This window comes from Daejeonella sp., from assembly GCF_044348475.1.
In the GTDB taxonomy this organism is placed as follows: domain Bacteria; phylum Bacteroidota; class Bacteroidia; order Sphingobacteriales; family Sphingobacteriaceae; genus Daejeonella.
Genome location: NZ_JBIKSU010000005.1, coordinates 68,815 through 89,041, shown reverse-complemented (window position 1 = coordinate 89,041; position 20,227 = coordinate 68,815). Strand labels below are relative to the sequence as shown.

At 36.3% G+C, this 20,227-nt stretch carries 21 protein-coding genes; 7 read left to right on the top strand and 14 right to left on the bottom strand.

What is annotated here, in order from left to right; genetic code table 11:
- Positions 1–28 precede the first annotated feature (28 nt).
- From ACIQZ6_RS02990 to ACIQZ6_RS02970, 5 genes are all read right to left on the bottom strand, one after another.
- Complete coding sequence (locus tag ACIQZ6_RS02990; protein WP_395808063.1) at positions 29–628, bottom strand: porin family protein; 600 nt, start codon at positions 626–628, stop codon at positions 29–31.
- Positions 629–662: 34 nt separating this feature from the next.
- Complete coding sequence (locus tag ACIQZ6_RS02985; protein ID WP_395808061.1) at positions 663–1,214, bottom strand: hypothetical protein; 552 nt, start codon at positions 1,212–1,214, stop codon at positions 663–665.
- Positions 1,215–1,216: 2 nt separating this feature from the next.
- Positions 1,217–3,535 carry a TonB-dependent receptor gene (locus tag ACIQZ6_RS02980; RefSeq protein WP_395808059.1) on the bottom strand — a complete coding sequence of 773 codons (2,319 nt, stop codon included), beginning with the start codon at positions 3,533–3,535 and terminating at the stop codon, positions 1,217–1,219.
- Between the two features lie 150 nt (positions 3,536–3,685).
- On the bottom strand, positions 3,686–4,030 hold the full coding sequence (locus ACIQZ6_RS02975) for a hypothetical protein (protein WP_395808057.1): 345 nt from the start codon (positions 4,028–4,030) through the stop codon (positions 3,686–3,688).
- A 213-nt stretch (positions 4,031–4,243) separates the two neighbouring features.
- Positions 4,244–5,269 carry a Gfo/Idh/MocA family oxidoreductase gene (locus ACIQZ6_RS02970; RefSeq protein ID WP_395808055.1) on the bottom strand — a complete coding sequence of 342 codons (1,026 nt, stop codon included), beginning with the start codon at positions 5,267–5,269 and terminating at the stop codon, positions 4,244–4,246.
- Between the two features lie 308 nt (positions 5,270–5,577).
- Here ACIQZ6_RS02970 and ACIQZ6_RS02965 point away from each other — a divergent pair, with 308 nt between their 5' ends.
- Genes ACIQZ6_RS02965 through ACIQZ6_RS02955 form a run of 3 tightly spaced genes read left to right on the top strand, consistent with a single transcriptional unit; the run spans position 5,578 to position 7,432 of the window.
- Complete coding sequence (locus ACIQZ6_RS02965; protein WP_395808054.1) at positions 5,578–5,916, top strand: hypothetical protein; 339 nt, start codon at positions 5,578–5,580, stop codon at positions 5,914–5,916.
- 40 nt (positions 5,917–5,956) lie between these two features.
- Complete coding sequence (locus ACIQZ6_RS02960) at positions 5,957–6,658, top strand: peptidylprolyl isomerase (protein WP_395808052.1); 702 nt, start codon at positions 5,957–5,959, stop codon at positions 6,656–6,658.
- 6 nt (positions 6,659–6,664) lie between these two features.
- Positions 6,665–7,432 carry an exodeoxyribonuclease III gene (locus ACIQZ6_RS02955; protein ID WP_395808050.1) on the top strand — a complete coding sequence of 256 codons (768 nt, stop codon included), beginning with the start codon at positions 6,665–6,667 and terminating at the stop codon, positions 7,430–7,432.
- Here ACIQZ6_RS02955 and ACIQZ6_RS02950 read toward each other — a convergent pair whose 3' ends face one another.
- The 7 genes from ACIQZ6_RS02950 to ACIQZ6_RS02920 all read right to left on the bottom strand — a co-directional run bounded on the left by ACIQZ6_RS02950 (position 7,433) and on the right by ACIQZ6_RS02920 (position 14,563).
- Positions 7,433–8,005, bottom strand: coding sequence for a 5-formyltetrahydrofolate cyclo-ligase (locus ACIQZ6_RS02950; RefSeq protein WP_395808048.1), 573 nt, complete (start codon positions 8,003–8,005; stop codon positions 7,433–7,435).
- Between the two features lie 693 nt (positions 8,006–8,698).
- A complete protein-coding gene (efp, locus tag ACIQZ6_RS02945; RefSeq protein WP_306552020.1) occupies positions 8,699–9,259 on the bottom strand; it encodes an elongation factor P in 561 nt (186 codons plus the stop codon).
- Between the two features lie 101 nt (positions 9,260–9,360).
- Positions 9,361–9,978: an ATP-binding cassette domain-containing protein gene (locus ACIQZ6_RS02940; RefSeq protein WP_395808046.1), complete on the bottom strand. Its 618-nt coding sequence runs from the start codon at positions 9,976–9,978 to the stop codon at positions 9,361–9,363.
- Between the two features lie 30 nt (positions 9,979–10,008).
- Complete coding sequence (gene lpxA, locus ACIQZ6_RS02935; RefSeq protein ID WP_395808044.1) at positions 10,009–10,794, bottom strand: acyl-ACP--UDP-N-acetylglucosamine O-acyltransferase; 786 nt, start codon at positions 10,792–10,794, stop codon at positions 10,009–10,011.
- The gene (locus ACIQZ6_RS02930) at positions 10,791–12,203 is read right to left on the bottom strand and encodes a bifunctional UDP-3-O-[3-hydroxymyristoyl] N-acetylglucosamine deacetylase/3-hydroxyacyl-ACP dehydratase (protein ID WP_395808042.1); all 1,413 of its coding nucleotides are present in this window, start codon (positions 12,201–12,203) and stop codon (positions 10,791–10,793) included. Before ACIQZ6_RS02930 ends, lpxA begins: the two co-directional genes overlap by 4 nt.
- Positions 12,204–12,231: 28 nt before the next feature.
- Positions 12,232–13,269, bottom strand: coding sequence for a UDP-3-O-(3-hydroxymyristoyl)glucosamine N-acyltransferase (lpxD, locus tag ACIQZ6_RS02925; protein ID WP_395808040.1), 1,038 nt, complete (start codon positions 13,267–13,269; stop codon positions 12,232–12,234).
- Positions 13,270–13,327: 58 nt separating this feature from the next.
- Complete coding sequence (locus ACIQZ6_RS02920) at positions 13,328–14,563, bottom strand: HD domain-containing protein (protein WP_395808038.1); 1,236 nt, start codon at positions 14,561–14,563, stop codon at positions 13,328–13,330.
- A 94-nt stretch (positions 14,564–14,657) separates the two neighbouring features.
- Between ACIQZ6_RS02920 and ACIQZ6_RS02915 the strand changes: the two genes are divergently transcribed.
- The 4 genes from ACIQZ6_RS02915 (at position 14,658) to ACIQZ6_RS02900 (ending at position 18,616) form a co-directional block, all read left to right on the top strand.
- Complete coding sequence (locus tag ACIQZ6_RS02915; RefSeq protein WP_395808036.1) at positions 14,658–16,211, top strand: PglZ domain-containing protein; 1,554 nt, start codon at positions 14,658–14,660, stop codon at positions 16,209–16,211.
- A 21-nt stretch (positions 16,212–16,232) separates the two neighbouring features.
- Positions 16,233–16,649 (top strand): tRNA (adenosine(37)-N6)-threonylcarbamoyltransferase complex ATPase subunit type 1 TsaE, encoded by a 417-nt coding sequence (gene tsaE, locus ACIQZ6_RS02910; protein ID WP_395808034.1) that lies wholly within the window; start codon positions 16,233–16,235, stop codon positions 16,647–16,649.
- A 78-nt stretch (positions 16,650–16,727) separates the two neighbouring features.
- On the top strand, positions 16,728–17,939 hold the full coding sequence (locus ACIQZ6_RS02905; RefSeq protein WP_395808032.1) for an alanine dehydrogenase: 1,212 nt from the start codon (positions 16,728–16,730) through the stop codon (positions 17,937–17,939).
- Positions 17,939–18,616: a M15 family metallopeptidase gene (locus ACIQZ6_RS02900; RefSeq protein ID WP_395808030.1), complete on the top strand. Its 678-nt coding sequence runs from the start codon at positions 17,939–17,941 to the stop codon at positions 18,614–18,616. Before ACIQZ6_RS02905 ends, ACIQZ6_RS02900 begins: the two co-directional genes overlap by 1 nt.
- A gap of 6 nt (positions 18,617–18,622) precedes the next feature.
- Here ACIQZ6_RS02900 and ACIQZ6_RS02895 read toward each other — a convergent pair whose 3' ends face one another.
- Positions 18,623–19,645, bottom strand: a complete 1,023-nt coding sequence (locus ACIQZ6_RS02895; RefSeq protein ID WP_395808028.1) for an aminotransferase class I/II — start codon at positions 19,643–19,645, stop codon at positions 18,623–18,625.
- 16 nt (positions 19,646–19,661) lie between these two features.
- A complete protein-coding gene (locus tag ACIQZ6_RS02890) occupies positions 19,662–20,201 on the bottom strand; it encodes a SixA phosphatase family protein (RefSeq protein WP_395808026.1) in 540 nt (179 codons plus the stop codon).
- Positions 20,202–20,227: the final 26 nt, after the last annotated feature.

Sequence of the window (20,227 nt, the reverse complement as noted above, 5' to 3'; positions counted from 1 at the left end):
GGGATTTTTAACATTAGATTATAGCTAGTTATTTAAGAAAAAAACCTACTGAAATTCCTACAATATTATTCTTCCATGTAGAATTACTTTCATTGCTCCAATTACTTAAACCAGAAGAATAATTGGTTGAAACAAAATACTTATTAGAAAACTGATAACCAAAGATGGCGTTTAAACCAAGATCTAAGCGCTTAATTTCACCATTACCTGAACCAAATACGATATCTTCAGAATCATGATCTCCTTTAACCTTACCACTAAGGTTGTACCCAAATGATGGACCTACACCTAAAAATACACCTTTAGAGGCATTTTTTTTATAGGTAAAGTTGAGTGGAATTTCTAATGAGTTAAAAGCGTAAACATCATTATGATCGCCATGATCAATTTTTGCACCACGACCACTAAATAGCAATTGTGGCTGAAAAGATAAGGATTTACTCATTGTAAAATCAGTAATCACACCTAAATGTATACTGGTTCGTCCGCCTAATTCTTCTTTTAATTCATCATCATTGGTGCTCACATTATTTAAATTCAAGCCTGCTTTAAAACCAAATTTAGGCGCCTGAGCAAAAACCATAGTTGCAGATAAGACTAAAAGGGCAATAAGTGTTAACTTTTTCATAATTGTTTTTAAGATTTAATTTATAGATTATTTGTTATTTTACATTTAAAGTGAAGTTGATGGCTATATCTGAATGCCCCTTATTAGGATCATCATTCGCACCCTTTATTAGGGGTTTATGCATCAATTTTAATAATAGAGAGCCCTGACCAACTGCATTTCCTGTTTTCCATTGTGACATTAAGCCAATAGGAAACCCATTCTCATCCTTGTCTTTCTTTTCTATAGCTAATGTCAAACCTGATGAGATAAAATAAACCTCATGCTGCTTGCCCTGCTGAAGAATAGTGGGACTTAAATCTTTAATGACTCCATTGCTGATATTGTAGAACTTCACTTCAACATCATAGGTTTTATTAATATCAAAGTTTATATTATCGATCCTGGATGGTGGATTACCTCCATCACCATCCGGATCTTCGGCAACTATTGTGGATACAGTGGTGCCACCTTGTTTAAAAAGCATCTCTATCCTATTTATGGCTTGATGCTCCGATTCATTATTGGCCATGCTGGCCTTTTTACAGGATATTGCACTTACTGAAAGAGCAATACACAACATTCCAATTATATATTTTTTAATCATAATTATATATTGATTTTAAGTCTAATTACAACATTGGTTCCTACCTCATCCGAAAAATACCTGAAACGATTCATGTAATCGCGATAGCGAACATTAAATAAATTAAAAACACTAGCACCCAGATTAACAGGTGTTTTCATTAACCGTAAATCTGTTGCGAAATTGAGATTGAAAAGTAAATATTCTCCTGGTGGAGCCAGATAATCTATAAAATTATCAGGTATAAAACGTTGCCTAGCTACCCATAAAGCATTGGTGGATATATAATTGCCCTTTTTACCAGATGAAAAATACCATGAAATTTCCTGATCAATTTGCGGTGCTGGCATTTGCTGTAACCATGTACGAGATTCTAAATTACGCGGAATTAAAACACTAGCTTTAAATCTATAAGATAGTGATGGGTTTAAAGCAGTATTAAAAGTAAAATCTGACCCGCTTAGCAAGGCATCAGCTTGTTTAAATTTAAAGGTTGGAAATGCACCACGCAATGTAAGTGTCGCAGGTAAAACCGGCACCAGATTAATAAAATTCTGAATGTAGTTGGTATACAGCGTTAGATCAAAATATGTGTCCTTATTCCACTGGTAATTAAACTGACTTGTATATTTCAGACTGATTTCACTATTTAAATTTGGGTCCCCAATTTCAAAATTAGCCGTACCATGATGCAAGCCATTAACATATAGTTCATTAACATGAGGAGGTCTCCAGGCCAATGAAAAATTATTCAACCAACTTACATTGTTATTTGGAACATAATTGATAGCAAATGAAGAAGAGAGGTTATTAAATTGCCTGTCTATTTGAAAATTTTGGCCATTTTGATTCCTAAATACCTCAAGACTACGATAATCATATCTTAAACCCGCTTCAAATTGAAGATCATTATTATCCCATTTCCTAATACCATACAAGCCCAACAATAGATTTGTATAATTAGGTAGAAAGAATCTGCTACCACTCCAAACATTGGCTTGTCTTTGAACAGTAAATCCAAACTGTTGATTTGTATTGGAAAATCTGTCAGTCTCAAAATTAATATCTGCGGTGGTAGTCCCTAAGTTTAGATCAAGTTCGGGATTATTATCAATGAGTGCGCGATCAAACTCCTTTCTAAAATTTTCCTGATGCGACAATACAAAGTTAATTCTCCGGTCTTTGCTTAATTCCTGAGTTAATTTCGCCTTAATTAAATAGTGAGATACTTCCTGACTTGGTCTGCCAATTTGGTAATCGAACTCATTTATATTAAATAAGGGCGTTTTATTCTTAATTGCATTCTCTAAATCTGTCAAATTCCCAATGTGCGCGCCCCAAAAAATCCCAATTTTAGTATTAAATGCACTAAAATAGATGTCAGCCTTAGTATTATCCCGTTGATAACCTGCATGCAGTGAATAATTTAACTCTTGAACGCCGGTATTGTGTAACCAATAATCTGGGGTACGAGCATTTCCTCCACGCTTATAAGTTAAATGTGATCGCCAGGCCCAAGCACTATTTTTAGTTTTAATACCCTGTTCAATGATAGAATTAAAAAGGCCCATTCTGTTATTTGAGGAATAAATTGAATTGAGTTCAATACGTAGCCCTGTATCTATATCTAAACTACGCGGTTCAACCAGAACAGCACCACCAATAGCATCAGAACCGTATCTCAGTGCTCCAGCACCCTTGATAACTGTTAAACGAGAAGCTACCAAAGGATCAATTTCAGGGGCGTGTTCTGCACCCCATTGCTGCCCTTCTTGTCTGACGCCATTATTTAAAATTAAAACCCTCTGACTGTGTAATCCGTGTATAACAGGTTTAAAAACAGTACTTCCCGTTTGTAAAACTGATACTCCACTCAATTGCTTTAACATTTCACCTAAAGTTCCACCTTTAAGTTTCTGCATTTGTTCAACTGTTAAGCTTGATTCAATTGAATTAACATCCGAATCATATCTAGAACTTACCAATACTTCACTGAGCTGCTCGGTGGAATGTAATAAGTTAAAATTCTGATTAGTTAGGTCATCAGAATTAATGACCAAACTAGCTTCTATAGGGACACAACCTACATGAGTTATTTTTATCCGATAAGTTCCTGGACAAAGTTTATTAAAACGATATAATCCAGATTTATTCGTCAAAGCTATTTTGTCACTACCCAAAATGGAAACAGTAGCACCTGATAAGATTTGTTGATTTGTACCATCGTAAATAATACCACTTAAACGAAAATTGCATTCCTGTGCAATTGCCACATTCTCAAAAATGAATAAAGCAATCAAACAAAAAATACTAATTTTTAAAGCCTTTAATAGGTTTTTCATATAGTTTAAATAACTATAAATTAATTCTCGCCAAGAAAACTTAATTATAAAACAACTGTAATAGATGTTTTATACATTAATAAAATACTCGAAATTGGATTGTCTAAGATTAGCACTCAGAAATGAGTGTATCACAAAAGAAATAAAAAATTATTCTGAAGGGGGGCCCCTTAAACTAGAAAGAAGTAATTCAACAACATATCCTGTGACTTCATTATTCAGAAACACAGACATAACAGGCGATAGCCTTATTTTTTCAAAAAAAGAAGATTTAGTAAAGGTTTTATCAAAATGTACCGCACAAACCCAGCAATAATCAACCTTATTCTGAACATTTAGCTCATGGGAAGTAGGTGAATTTAACTTTTCGGTACCAGATGATTGAGGAATTGGATCGTGATTATGAAAGATATCTAATGGTAGAAAAACAGCCGAGAAACCCAGCAGTAGGAATACTGATAGGTAAAAGCTGAACGTTTTTCTAATTCTTTTCATATTAAATTCAAATCAAAATTAGACAAAATAATAAACAATACCTAATTCATAAAATAAAGAGCTGTAACAGTTTAGTATGCTGATAGAATACTCAATTTTTTGAAAACTTGATACGGGCTATCAATATTTTCAACAAAATACTTTTGGGTCAGGGTATAAAATATTCTGAAGCTAAGCTGTTTCTACGTTTCTAGCAACTAGGTTTGACAAAGCCTAAAAAGCTGATTTACTTTCCAGAATCTCAATCTGTGCCAAAATTTCAAATTCTTTAACAGGAAATTCTTTCCCATTTCTGATGGTCTGAACTACCGCTTCAAAAAGGTCCATATATTTCCCCTTTATGGATGGTACTAGCTCTACAGTTTTCACTCCCTGATCACTCATAAGGGTAAGTCTTCCTTCCTTGCCAGCTTCCTCCACTCCGAAATCCGCATCACCAGGTTTCATACCAGCAATTAACTGATCTTCTTGGTTATCACAGAATGCTTTAACAAATGAACCCTTTGTTCCATTAATTATTATTCCAGGCAGCGGGTCTGCAACTAGTAAACTGGTCGTAATAAAAACATTAACCTGATTAGGGTACTTAAGGTGGATATGACCATAATCTTCAACCTGTGAATTATTCCGGTAAACTCCGGTGATTTTACGAAATCCGGATGGCCTACCCAATAAACAAATGGTCTGGTCTAATAAATGAGCGGCAAGATCATAAACAATACCTGCTGCAGGCAGTGGTGTTTCTTTAAAAACCTTCGGACCAATCTCTGAACGATAACGATCATAACGTAGGTGGATCTCAATAATATCTCCAAGCTTACCACTAGTAATTGTATCTTTTGTTACTGCATAATCGCTTGAAAATCTGCGATTCTGATAAACCATTACTTTTCGACCAAGCTTTCTTCCCAAGTCAAAAATCTCCTGAGCTTCTTTCACTGTTGGAGCAAATGGCTTTTCAACCAAGATATCTTTTCCTGCTAACAAGGCCTTTCTGGAATAATCAACATGGGTATTACTTGGTGTATTCACAATTACGAGCTCAATTTCGGGATCATCAAGTATCTCCTGAAGCGTATCGTAACTTTTAACATCCGGATAATCGGCCTTTACTTTTTTGGTATTATGTTCAAGTACACCCTTAAAATCAAATCCTGTATGTGCGTGCACAAAAGGGCCATGAAATAACTTACCCGACATTCCATAAGCCAATAAAACGGTAACGATTGGTTTTTGCATAAACAAATATACTACTTGAAATGAAAGTTCAAGGCGGTGAGATTTTACTATAATTGATGTTATCCTTTACCATAAGCAAACACACATCGCGTGCTCGGTAACACTGACCATAGAAAATTGAGCCATGTCTGATTAAATTGTCTTTGCGAGTAGGTACGACAAGGCAATCTCCTTATTAATGGAGATTGCTTCTCAGCAAAGGGCTGATCGCAATGACAAATTCCATTTCAGTTCAGAATTCCCGTAATTTCACCCAGTCAGATAATTTCGTAAGTCATATATTCCATTTTTTTTACAGACTTTTGTGCATGACACCATCAGAAATAAATAAAAAGTGGACCGAGCTGCAAGAAAAAATCTCAAAGGATTTTGATTCAGAGCTTCCAGACATGAAAGTAATGCTATTCCTGATTGGTGTACAGGAGCTTGGAAAAGGGCCCTCCAAATTCAGCAAAAGAGAAAAAGAGGAACTCATGCATATTGCAAACTGCCGCCTATTTAGTGAACTTGGATTTTATGAATTAGAAGGAGTTGATCAAGATGGCTGGCCACATTGGAAATTGGTCAAACAGATCCCTGCATATACCCTCCTGGAACAGGAAATGATCATGCGTTCATTGATGATTACCTATTTTGAAAATAATTGAGAATAAAACACCGATTGCCATAAATTGAACTGAAAAATAAATGAAAAAACATCTTACGCTGGTTCTCATCCTGTTTATATCCACATTATCGGCGAAGCCAAAACATGACTATGTAAAGATTAAAACTAATAAAGGAGAATGCATCATCATGTTATACAACCAAACTCCTAAACACCACGACAATTTTTTAAAACTTGCCAAAGAAGGATTCTATAATGGTACGCTTTTTCACAGAGTGATTCAGGAATTTATGATTCAGGGTGGAGATCCAAATTCAAAAACTGCAAAGCAAGGTCAGCAATTGGGCGAAGGCGATTTGGGGTATCGGGTAGACGCCGAATTCAGAGATAGCCTATTTCACAAAAAAGGAGTTTTAGCTGCTGCTCGCGATAATAATGCTGCAAAAGCATCAAGTGCCAGCCAATTCTATATTGTTCAGGGCAAAAAATGGACAGACGAAACGCTAGATGAAATTAGAAAGAAAAGAATGGAGAACAGGGTAATACCTGAATGGCAGCGCAAAGTTTATAAAGAGCTTGGTGGTACACCACATCTGGATCAAAACTATACTGTTTATGGCGAAGTAGTTAAAGGAATAGAAATGGTCGATACTATTGCAGCTGTAAAAAAATCACCGACAGATCGTCCGCTAGAAGATATATCAATGGAAGTTAGCCTTCTCAAAAAAGGAGAAGCACGAAAATTGGAAAAGAAACTGGGCTTAAAAAACAATACGCTATAAAATGCTATGAAAATAATAACCTATAATGTAAATGGAATAAGATCAGCATTAAGCAAAAACTGGTTGGAATGGTTAAAAGCAGCAAACCCAGATGTAATCTGTTTACAAGAAATCAAGGCTACGCCCGACCAAATCACAGACCTGCTATTACTCGAACAATTGGGATATGAACATTACTGGAACCCGGCAGAGAAAAAAGGATACAGCGGAACAGCCATTTTTACTAAAATAAGCCCTAAGCATGTTGAGTATGTTTCAGGAATGGATGATTATGACCGCGAAGGACGAATAATCAGAGCTGATTTTGAGGGCGTTTCAGTTATGAGCACTTATTTCCCATCAGGCTCAAGTGGTGAAGATAGGCAAGATTTCAAATACAGGTTTTTAGAAGATTTTCAAGACTATTCAGATAAATTAAAGCTTGATTACCCCAATCTGGTGATTTCAGGTGATTATAATATTTGCCATAAACCGATCGATATCCATAACCCAAAATCAAATGCTAATTCTTCAGGTTTCCTTCCCGAAGAACGCGAATGGATGGAAAATTTTATGAAAAGCGGCTATATCGACTCATTCCGGCATTTTAACACTGAGCCTCATCAGTATACCTGGTGGAGTTTTAGAGCGAATGCCAGAAACAAGAATCTGGGCTGGCGAATCGATTACAATTTGGTTTCTGAAGGATTGCGTGATAAGCTAAAACGTGCTGCAATATTACCTGAAGCCCGACATTCAGACCATTGCCCAGTATTACTGGAACTAGATCTATAATCAGAACTCCCAGATTTTATCTGGACAAATACATGAATCCAGTTTGATATCAAATTCATTCAAATCGCTAATCTCATCAACAGGCTCAAAAAAAGAAATTCCGATTTTTTTAACATCATGACGGCAATTTTTAAGAAAACGATCGTAAAAACCCTTTCCATAACCAGCGCGGTTGCCCTTTTTATCAAAGGCTAATAATGGAATAAAAACAAGATCGATTTGATCATTGGAGATAATTTTACCATGAATTGGCTCAGGAATATCATATTTATTCTTTCTAAATAAGGTATATTCATGATCATAGAGCACGTTCTCCATCTCAAAATTTTCAAAATTTGTTCTTGGAATTACTATTTCTAGTTGTGGCTCAGCATGTTTAAAATAATTTAAAATAGAAAAGGTGTCTACTTCATTATTTTTTTTGATGGGTAAAAAAATATGAACCGTCCTGAACTCAGACCAATCGATACGTTTAACCTGATTAACCAGATCATCTGTGAGCATCAAGAACCGCGACCGGGAGATACTCAAACGTTTATCTAAATATTGTTTTCGCAGAGTAGCTTTATCCACACTACGAATGTAAAAAACAATATGATAAACAGGAAAAAAAGCTTCAGGACGACACGTGCACAGCGCTTAAAAATTTTTCTTAAAAAATCAATTATGACTCCCGGAATTTTTGTAGTGCTTGGTGTTACCAAGCATGTATAATTTCATTCCGCTCATAGCCGCGGGGGCTTAGTTCTTTTTCTGTAGCAAAAAAGAACCATGCCGAGGCGGTACGACGAGACCATGAGCGCCTTTAAAAAACAATAAACTACACCGAATAAATCCCACCGCTGCGCCTGCTGCTATGAAAGGTTCTGCGAAGGCTGAGTCTGTAATTGCCGCACCAGTCAATGCGGAAGAACGGTTATTAAAGGTCTGTGCAAGCGTGGCGGAGAATAAAAATTTGGCTTCAGATATTTAAGCCTTTTGCGCGGCATTGCCTGCCTGCTGTTCTGGATGACACGTGCATAACGCTTTTAAAAAAAATTAATTAAAATTTAAAGCAAATGTCATCCCGAAACCTGCCCTTTAGCAGTTGAGGGACCTTCGTAGTTCGTAGCAGAATCTTGCTTTCGTAGCAGCTAAGTTCCTTCACTTTGTTCAGGGTCGAAATTAAAAAGGTGATTTTTAAATTGATCATTAAACCTAAAAACCCTATAAAAAATAAACGGCCTCTTCACCTATGAAAAGACCGTCATATCAACCTAAACTAAACTATTTAACTCTTTCAATATAATCGCCTGTACGAGTATCTACTCTTACTCTATCTCCCTGATTTACAAAAAGAGGGACACGAATCTCAATACCGGTTTCAACTGTAGCGCTCTTCAATGCATTTGTTGAGGTATCACCTTTAACAGCAGGCTCGGTATATGTAATTTCTAATTCAACATTTGAAGGTGCCTGTGCCATAATTGGCTCTTCACTTTCAAATGAAACGATCACATTCATTCCTTCCTTCAAGAATCTTGCTGCAGAACCGAAAAGGCTTTTTTCTACGCTAAATTGTTCGAAGCTTGTATTATCCATGATCACGAAATAATCACCTTCTTCATAAAGATATTGGTAATCACTTGTTTCAACGCGGCAAATTTCTACCTGCTCATCAGTACCTAATCTTGCTTCAACTATTTTACCGCTACGGATATTACGAAGTTTTCCTATGTAAAAAGCGCCGCCTTTACCGGGTGTACGGTGAATAATTTCTTCTACTGTTACCAATTCGCCATTGTAACGTAAAATATTTCCTGATTTAATTTCTGACGCTTTTGCCATGATAATATTGGATTATTTCAAGCTGCAAAGATACTTGCATTTTATTAAATTTCCAAAGAAAACAGTCGATACAGGGTAGGCAGAATTACGGATTATGATCCCTATTTATAATCTGCTATGTTTATCTGATGACTACAAAAACTATATTCCTGCTCTTGATTTGAGCAAATTAGGAGTAAACGATCTGAAGAAAAAGTTGAAGCCAAAGAAAGGTACCAATCAAGACCCTGTTGATCCAAATTGGAGGCTGGCTCATCTAGTAATAGTAAATCGGTATCTGAACAAAAAGCTAATGCAAGTTTCACTCTTTGTTTCATGCCCGATGAAAAATATTTTATAGCCTTGAATTCTGAATTCTTCAAACCAAGGAGCTCTATAACCCCCTGCCTGTTTAAACCCTGACGATACTTCTTGAAACGGAAGTGAAAATCAATCAGTTCTGTAAGTGTAAACTCTTCAATCAGTTCAAGATAGGGTGCAGCCATACTCTGTTGAATATAGACCTTTTCCTGATCGATTAGTGTATCGCCATGCATATGGCTAATCTTTCCCTCAGAACTGCTTAGACTACCTGATATAACCTGCAATAAGGTTGATTTACCAGCACCATTAGAACCCAGAACGGCATAAGAGTTTCCGCTTTCAAATTCATAATTGATGTTCCTGAAAATCCATTCGCGGTTAAATCGACGTCCAATCTGCTCCAGGATAATTTTCATATTGGCTATAAATTCAAAAAAATTCAGCTATTAAGAATTGCCAAAGCCTTTCATAACACCTCTGTTAGAATTGCGGATAAAATCAAGAATCTCATCCCGAATCTCTGTTGGTTCACGTTCAGTTTCAATAATATCAAGAGCCCTGCTAATATTTAATTTTTTAAGGAAGATGGTTCGGTAAATGCCCTGTATTTCATTGATCTGCTCTGAAGAAAAACCTCTGCGTCGTAATCCTACAGAGTTTATTCCCACATAGGATAATGGTTCACGACCGGCTTTGGTATAAGGTGGTACATCTTTTCGAACCAATGAGCCCCCCGAAATGATAGAATGGGCACCAATTGAAACAAACTGATGAACTGCAGAAGCGCCTCCAATAAAGGCAAAATCCTGAACTTCAATATGACCTGCTAATTGCACTGAGTTTGCTATAATTACATTATTGCCAATAACACAATCATGAGCAACGTGAACATAAGCCATAAGCAAACAGTTAGCGCCAATGGTGGTTGTATTTTTATCAAGGGCGGTTCCGCGATTTAAGGTTACACACTCACGGATGATCGTATTATCACCAACAGTAACTGTTGAAGCTTCACCCTTATATTTCAGGTCTTGCGGAGGCGCCGAAACAACTGCACCAGGAAAAATACGGCAATTTTTACCGATACGCGCTCCGTCCATTATCGTTACATTCGATCCAATCCAAGTACCTTCGCCAATGACAACGTCACCGTAAATAGTTACAAATGGTTCAATTACTACGTTTTCGGCAATTTTTGCCTGAGGATGTATATATGCTAAGGGTTGGATCATACGCTTGCTTCGCTTTCTTTATTTCTGATTATTTGTGCCATCATCTCTGCTTCTACCACAACTTTTTCGCCAACCATACCTACACCCTTCATTTGGCAAATACCTCTCCGGATGGGTTCCATCAAATCGCAACGGAAAATTATGGTGTCGCCCGGTAAAACCTGTGCTCGGAATCGAACTTTATCTATCTTTAAAAAAAAAGTGAGGTAATTTTGGGGGTCGGGAACAGTACTCAAGACTAAAATTCCTCCAGTTTGTGCCATGGCCTCAATCTGAATTACACCTGGAAATACAGGGGTTCCTGGAAAATGGCCCTTGAAAAACTCTTCGTTCATTGTTACATTTTTCACACCTACTACATGCGTTTTTGAAAGCTCAAGAATTTTATCAATGAACAAAAACGGTTGTCTGTGTGGCAGAATGTTCATAATCTGAACAACATCGTATAACGGCGTTGAATTGGGATTATAAATCTGTACATGCTTTTTGGTTTTTTCTTTTTTTATCTGTGCCTTTATTTTTCTAGCAAATGCCACATTCGCAGCATGACCAGGTCTTGCAGCCATAATATGACCTTTTAAAGGAACTCCAATAAGAGCCAAATCACCAATCATATCTAACAGTTTATGACGGGCAGGCTCATTTTGATGTCGAAGCTCAATATTATTTAAAATACCCTCTTTAGCCACATCAATATCATCACGGTTAAAGAGTTTAGCCAGATTTTTTAATTCTTCCCTGCTAATCTGCTTATCAACCACTACGATAGCATTATTTAAGTCACCGCCCTTGATTAGATCATGCTTTAAAAGCATTTCCAACTCGTGTAAAAAACAAAATGTACGACAGGATGCGATTTCTTTCTTGAACTCTGACAGCGTTGTAATTGCTGCATGCTGACTACCCAATACCGGTGAATTGTAGTCAATCATACAAGTAAATCTATAATCATCTAATGGCATAGCCACCATCTCAACCTTACGATCAGGCTCCGAGTAATGAATATTATGTGGTATGCTATAGTATTCACGATACGCATCTTGATCAACAAATCCAGCTTTTTCAAGAGCTTCAACAAACATGATCGAGCTTCCATCCATAATTGGAATTTCGGGCCCATCAAGCTCAATAATCACGTTATCAACTTCAGTACCAACCAAACTGGCCAATACATGCTCAACGGTGTTTACGCTTGCCCCATTTTGACTAATTGTAGTACCTCTTGAAGTATCGGTAACATTATCTACATCAGCATCTATAATGGGTTCACCTGGAAGATCAATGCGCTTAAACTTATATCCATGGTTTTCTGGTGCCGGCTTAAAAGTCATCGTTGCCAAGTGGCCGGTATGTAATCCAACTCCCGTTACAGATATTTCAGTTTTAATTGTTCTTTGTTTTACATTCATACCCTTGAATTGTACAGCCTAAAACTGATTACAATAAATCTTTTTTAATTATATCCTCAAGTTCTTCAATCCTTTTTACCAGCTCAGGTAAACGTCTGGTAAGCACTTGAACCTTTAAAGAATCTCTGAGGGGTATTAAAGGAAAACCATTCCAGCTCATATTTTCTTCTTTGATTGTATTATTAACGGCTGATTTTGCTCCGATAGTACTTCCGTTTGCAATAGTAATATGCCCTACAATACCTACCTGCCCGCCAATAATACAGTTTTGGCCAATCTTAGTACTTCCTGAAATTCCTGTCTGAGCTGCAATCACTGTATTGGCTCCAATCTCAACATTATGAGCAATCTGAATCAGATTATCTAATTTAACACCTTTTCGGATAATGGTTGAGCCCATTGTAGCCCTATCTATAGTGGTATTTGAACCAATTTCTACATCATCTTCAATAATAACATTTCCAATCTGACTTACCTTCTTGTATGATCCTTCTGTATCTTTCACAAATCCAAAACCATCACCACCTATTATAGCACCAGAGTGTATGATCACATTATCGCCTACGATACAATTGAAATACACATTAACTCCAGCATAAATAGTGACATTCTTACCTATAATCACATTGTCTGCAAGGTAAGAATTGGGATAGATCTTACTGCCATCACCCACTTTCACATTGGGTCCAATATAAGCAAGAGCACCAATAAATACATCCTTTCCAATTAGTGCACTTGGGTGTATAAAACTTGGTGTTTCAACACCACTTTTCTTTGATTTTATAAGTTCGTCATACTTTTCTAAAAGAACTGAAAATGCACTGTAGGCATTCTTAACTCTTATTAAAGTAACCTTTGTAGGATGAGCAAGAATAAAGTCTTCATTAATAATAATAACAGAGGCTCCAGAAGTATAAAGAAATTGTTCATACTTTGAATTAGCCAGGAAAGATAATGAACCTTTACTCGCCTCCTCTATCTTAGAAAGCTGATTTACCGTCACGTCAGGATTACCTTCTACAGTTCCCTCAAGTAATAATCCAATTTGATGTGCAGTTAATTGCATCTCACAAATTTATGTGTTATAAGTTAACGAACAAATTTTGAACTTATTCGCATGTCTATTAATTGACATTTTTTAATTCTTTTAGGTAACAAAGTATATATTTCTGTACAGTTCTGGCCAATGATTCCAGATTTGAATTGTCTGATGCCTTTGCAATATCCTGAATAGAACCGTCTTTCATCAATATTTTAATACTTCCATCGCCCACGCTATAAGCTTTATTCTTTATTGTATCAGTAAATACGAAATAAGAAGTATCATCATCCGAAATTTCGTATTCATCTGTCACTTTATCTGCAAGATCATTGATAACTTCAATTGGCGGGGGTTCATTCGTAATCTCTACTTGATACAAATTCCTGCTAATTAGGTGTGAACAAAGTGTTGAAAGGATAAGATCCTCATCATTAACCCAAACCTTTATTGAAGTAAATATATCGTTATCATCCAGCTTAGTAAATCGTTCAATATTTTGAGGATCATTTTTAAATTCTTCCCTGTTGATGGAATTCTTCAAAAAATACGAAAAACATGGGCTTGCAAATAAGTTTCTTCCCTCGCCCGACAATTCTTTAGCCCTCTCCAATATTTTAACTAGCATTTGCTCAGCAGCAATAACAGTTTTATGAAGATAAACCTGCCAGTACATCAGCCTACGGGCTATTAAAAATTTTTCAATGGAATAAATACCTTTCTCTTCTACAACTAGCTGATCATCAGCTACATCTAGCATTTTTATTATTCGGTCAAAACTGATCACACCCTCAGACACTCCTGTAAAAAAGCTGTCTCGGTTAAGGTAATCCATTCGGTCAAGGTCTAATTGACCTGAAACTAATTGATATAGAAATTTTTTGTGATACCGATTATTAAATATATCCAACGCTAATCCAAGCTTTCCGTCAAACTCATGGTTTAGATTATCCATCAAAAGCGTTGAAATATGCTCATGCGAAACTCCATCCACAATGGTATGCTCCAGGGCATGAGAAAAGGGTCCATGACCAATATCGTGAAGTAAAATTGCAATTATTACAGCCTCTTCTTCTTCATAAGAAATTGCCTGTCCTTTACTTTTTATAGTTTCAAGGGCAAGGCCCATCAAATGCATGGCCCCCAATGCATGATGAAAGCGAGTATGTAAAGCACCCGGATATACCAGATGAGTCATTCCCAGTTGTTTTATATAGCGTAAACGCTGTACATACGGATGCTGGATCAAGTCATAGACCAGATCGGATGGGATGGTTATGAAACCGTAAACAGGATCATTTATTATTTTCTTCTTATTCAAGATGCGAACCTTAAGACACAAAAATTGTTATTTTTAATGACAATTGAATGTATAAAAATTTCGATGGGCGAATATTTGTTAAATTTACGGTGAAATGCAGGAAACAACTATACTATGGGCAGACGATGAGATCGACCTATTAAAACCACATATACTCTTTTTGAATGAAAAGGGATACAAAATCAAAACTGTTACTAACGGAAATGATGCTCTGGATTGTTTCAAAAAAGAAAACTTTGATTTAGTATTTCTGGATGAAAATATGCCAGGTTTAACGGGCCTAGAAACTCTTGCCAGAATAAAAACAATTGATCCGGATATTCCAATCGTACTCATTACAAAAAACGAGGAAGAATACATGATGGAAGATGCCATTGGATTTAAAATCGATGATTATCTAATCAAACCGGTTAATCCAAAACAAATTCTTCTTACCATAAAAAAACTATTAGACAATAAACGACTGATCAGTGAAAAGACATCTATGGCCTACCGTCAAGATTTTAGGACACTAGGGATGACCATTAATGAAAATCTTAGTTTTTCGGAGTGGGTTGACTTTTATAAAAAATTAGTTTACTGGGAGCTATCGCTCGAAAAATTGGAAGATGAAGGGATGCACGAAATATTAACTGTGCAAAAATCAGAGGCCAATGTACAGTTCTCAAAATTCATTGAAAAAAACTATATGAAGTGGCTTAAAGATCCAGATAGCGGGCCAATAACTTCAAATCAATTGTTTGTGAAAAAGGTTTTTCCGGCTATGGAAGTCAACAAACCAACTTTTTTTATTCTGATAGACAATTTAAGATATGACCAGTGGAAAATGATCAATTCCTTATTAATGGATCATTATCGAATTGACGAAGAAGACACCTATTATAGTATTTTACCTACTGCCACACAATACGCCAGAAATGCTATATTTTCAGGATTAATGCCGCTAGAAATGGAACGCCGCTTTCCGAATATGTGGCAGAATGATGAGGATGAAGGTGGAAAGAATCTATTTGAAGAAAAATTTCTTGCCGAACAAATACAAAGGGTTATGCGAAAAGGATGCAAGCACTCTTATAATAAGATTCTAACTTTTGAGCAGGGTAAAAATATTAATGAAAACATAAATAACTTAATGGGCAATGACTTGAACGTTATTGTCTATAATTTTGTAGATATGCTGTCTCATGCAAGAACCGATATGGCTATGATCAGGGAGCTTGCAAATGATGAAGCCGCCTACCGTTCATTAACCCTTTCTTGGTTTGAGCATTCACCATTGCTAGATATGTTAAAAAAGCTATCTCAGAAAAATATTAAATTAATCATTACCACCGACCATGGAACGATACGGGTTAAACATCCAAGAAAAGTAGTTGGCGACAAGAACACCAATTCAAATCTGAGATATAAGCAAGGTAAAAATCTGAGTTTTAATCCAAAAGAAGTCTTCCATATAAAAAATCCACATGAAGCAATGCTACCCAAACTTCATATGAGTTCTAGTTTTATTTTTGCAAAGGAGGATAGTTATTTTGTATACCCAAATAACTACAACCACTTTGTTAATTATTTTAATGAAACCTTCCAACATGGTGGTATTTCAATGGAAGAAATGATTGTGCCTTTTGTAACCTATAGCCCAAAATAATTCTTTGTTTATTTTTGAACTATGGAAATTCTGATTGAACATGAAAACAAGCTGCCAATCGCAGCATCTTCCTTGCTAAAATTTGCTGAAAACGAGAAGATATTTTTGTTTAGGGGTGAAATGGGGGCTGGAAAAACAACTCTGATCAAATCGTTATGCCTTCAATTGGGTATGATAGATAATGTAAGCAGTCCAACGTACTCCATAGTTAACGAATACGTTTTCCCAAAGGGGAAAATTTATCATTTTGACTTCTTTCGAATTAAAAATGAAGTCGAAGCATTTGACATTGGCTTTGAAGAATACCTGATGTCGGGCGAATACTGTTTTATTGAATGGCCCGAAATGATCCCAAGTCTATGGCCTGAACATTTTATTGAAATAAAAATAATTGAAGATGAACAGGGATCCCGAAAAATTTCTGCCCAAATAATGTAAAACGAATTTTATCTGAATTTAAGAGTTCCCAATTTTTAAAAATTTCGTACCTTCCTATCCCTTATTAAAAACTACATAATGAGTGTATTGTCAGACATTGCAAAACAGGCCATGATGCAGCCGCAAGAGGCGATGTTAGCGGTTAAAAACAAAAAAAATAGCCTTTATATAGGAATTCCCAAAGAAACCTCATTTCAGGAAAATAGAATTGCCCTCACTCCCTTATCTGTTGGGTTACTTGTTCAAAATGGACATGAAGTAGTAATTGAGACGGGTGCCGGACTTGCTGCCAACTTTAATGATAATCATTACAGTGAACAGGGCGCCATGATCGTTTATGACAAAAAGGAAGTTTATAAAGCTGACCTGATCATAAAAATAGCTCCACCAACCGAAGATGAAGTATCCATGATGAAAATGGGACAGGTATTGTTCTCTGCACTGCAAATGTCAACCATAAAAGTGGAGTATATTCAGTCTTTGATGAAGAAAAACATCACAGCCCTTTCATTTGAATATCTTCGCGATGAAGGAAATGTTTTAACGGTGGTTAGGGCAATGAGTGAAATTGTGGGGGCTACCTCTATATTAATTGCTGCTGAATATCTGAGTAATGTTTTTGAAGGAAAAGGACTCATGCTAGGAGGAATTACTGGCGTTCCACCTACAGAAATAGTTATTTTAGGTGCTGGAACTGTGGGCGAATACGCAGCAAGAACAGCGCTAGCTTTGGGTGCCGAAGTGAAAGTTTTTGACAGTTCAATTTATAAACTCCGCAGGCTTCAAAACAATATCGGGAGCCGTGTTTTTACTTCGGTTATTCAACCAGTTGTTCTTCAAAAATCTCTTTTTAGCTGCGATGTTGCAATTGGAGCAATCCGTGCCGAACATGGTCGAAGTCCTTGTATCGTTTCGGAAGAAACGGTGAGTAAAATGAAACCCAATTCTGTAATTATTGATGTAAGCATTGATCAGGGAGGGTGTTTCGAAACCTCAAGTATCACTAATCATAAAGTTCCAACTTTTAGAAAGCATGATGTAATCCATTATTGCGTCCCTAATATTGCTTCTCGTGTTTCTCGTACGGCAACATATGCTCTAACTAATATATTTACTCCAATTCTTATTGATATTGGCGAAATGGGAGGAATCATGAACCTGATCTGGGAAAGACCGGGAATTCGGAATGCAATTTATTTATACCAGGGTAAACTAACCAATAAAGACCTTTCTGATCGTTTTAATATCCCAATGAAAGATCTGGATCTACTGATCGTATCTAACAGATAATGCGAAAAATCATTTTATTATTCGTCTTTTTTGGCTGCCTGAATACTCAGGCTCAACAAAACAACCCTTTTGGATTACTGATCATCAATGATTTACAGGCATACAAAGCATCTATACTGATTGATAAGAATAAGGAACTTGTTGAAATTAAAAAATTCATACCCAATTTAAAGCTAGATATACGATATGCTAGTAAAAATAACTTTGCAAAGCAGGCGGTTTATAAACAAGCAAAGGCATTTGCAAGGCTCCCAGTGGTTGAATCGCTTAGTAAAGTTCAAAATGAATTAAACAAATTAGGCCTGGGCTTAAAGATATTTGACGGATACCGTCCGTACAGTGTTACCGTTAAATTCTTTGATATTGCTACCGATAAAAGCTTTGTTGCCAACCCAAAAGACGGATCAAGGCATAACCGCGGATGCGCCATTGATCTAACTTTGATTAATCTTCGCACTGGTAAAGAATTGGAAATGCCCACCCCATACGACAGCTTTGCTCCTGAGGCTGCTGCCGATTTTAAAGATCTACGTCAATTGGTTATCCAAAACAGGGATTTGCTACGTTCAACCATGGAGAAAAACGGGTTCAAGGTTCTAACTAATGAATGGTGGCATTTTGATTTTAATGGCTACAAAAGCTTCGAAATCATGGATATACCTTTTGAAAATCTCTAGGGAATTTTAATTTTTTATATCTACTAGTTTCTTAATAGTATTGGCAAGAATTTCAAGATCTTCTCTTTGATGAATACTGTTCAACACAATTCTATGTAATGACTTTCCGTTTGGATCGGGATATGGAAATGATGAAATATTAATTCCATTTTTTAATAATCCAGTAGCGATAATGTCATCTTTTAATAAGAATATTGGAAAATCATTGATGAAATGAAGTCCAGACTCAGAATTCAATAAATCTGTAAAAAAGCGCAAATTCATCCTAAGTTTTTTCAATTCATTACTATAAATATCCGCAGAGTTAACAAAGGCATAGAGTAATCCCGGAGATGGTGGAGAACTACCTGCATATACTGGAGAAGTTCTGAATTGCTCAATTATAGCAGCATTTCCAAGAATAAGGCCTGCATCAACCCCAAGAGCCTTTGCCATAGATGCAATAACTATTTTTTGAACATTTGGTAAATTTAATATCCTAGAGTAAGCACCTTCACCATGCTCACCGGTAATTCCAATTCCATGAGAATCATCCACTAAAATGATAACTTTCTTATGCGGATCAATCCGTTTTAGCCAATTGAAATCATAAATCTCAGGAATCAGGTTATTGACAGAATTGCTAATGACCAAACTGGGTAGATCGGAACTATTAATTTGTAATATGGTCTGTTCTACCCATGTGCTATATTTCAGTTGGGGAGCATCAGGAATTCCCAGCCATAATGCGGGATGCGTTTCTGGAGCATAAATGAGTTGATGGCTTTTATAATAGTTCTGAACCACCAGTTGAGCTGCCAGATATCCACTGGATAAAATGATTGAATCGTCGGCGTTAAATTTCTTTGCTGCCATTTTTTCTGCGATAGAAAAAATATCCAGTGTGATATTGTTATTTCTTGATGCGCCATGATTCACACCATAAAGCTCCATGCCCTGAATAACCAATTGTCTGAAATCTACATTCCAAGGCATACCCAAATAAGCAGTACCTCCAAAAAAAAATGTTCTTTTACTTGCTGTATTCATTATTGTTTCAAGGGCCTTATACTTTCAAAACAGAACTTCTACTCTGCTTTCCATATTGCTTAACATTCAGTATGGCCTTGCCCATATTGTCAATCTTTACCTCAAAGAAAAAATCATAATCATTATCCCTTAATAAATCTAAAGGGCGGGTAGCACCAAAGGCTTCAACTAGTTCTAGTACTGTATTGGAATGTCCAACTATCAAAATTCTTTGATTTTTATAGTTTTTCTTGATAAGGTCGGAAAGAATCCTAAAGTTCTGACCATCATAATTCTGTATAATTAGCCCATTATTTCTGCTTACAATTGATGCAGTTTGGCTGGTCCTCTTGTACTTTGTAGAAAACACTGCGTCAATTTTTTCTGCTTTAAGTTTTTCTGCTAAATCAATAGCTCTTAATTTTCCTACTTCACTTAATTCAGGATCCGAATTTTTAGGATCGCTTGTATCCTTTTCTGCATGCCGCACAATATAAACCGTTGTACTTTCAGGAAGTGAAATTCCAAAACTGATCGAACCTATCAATAAAACAAAACAAATGAGAATTTTTTTCATTTAGATGATTTAAAAATTGAAACTGA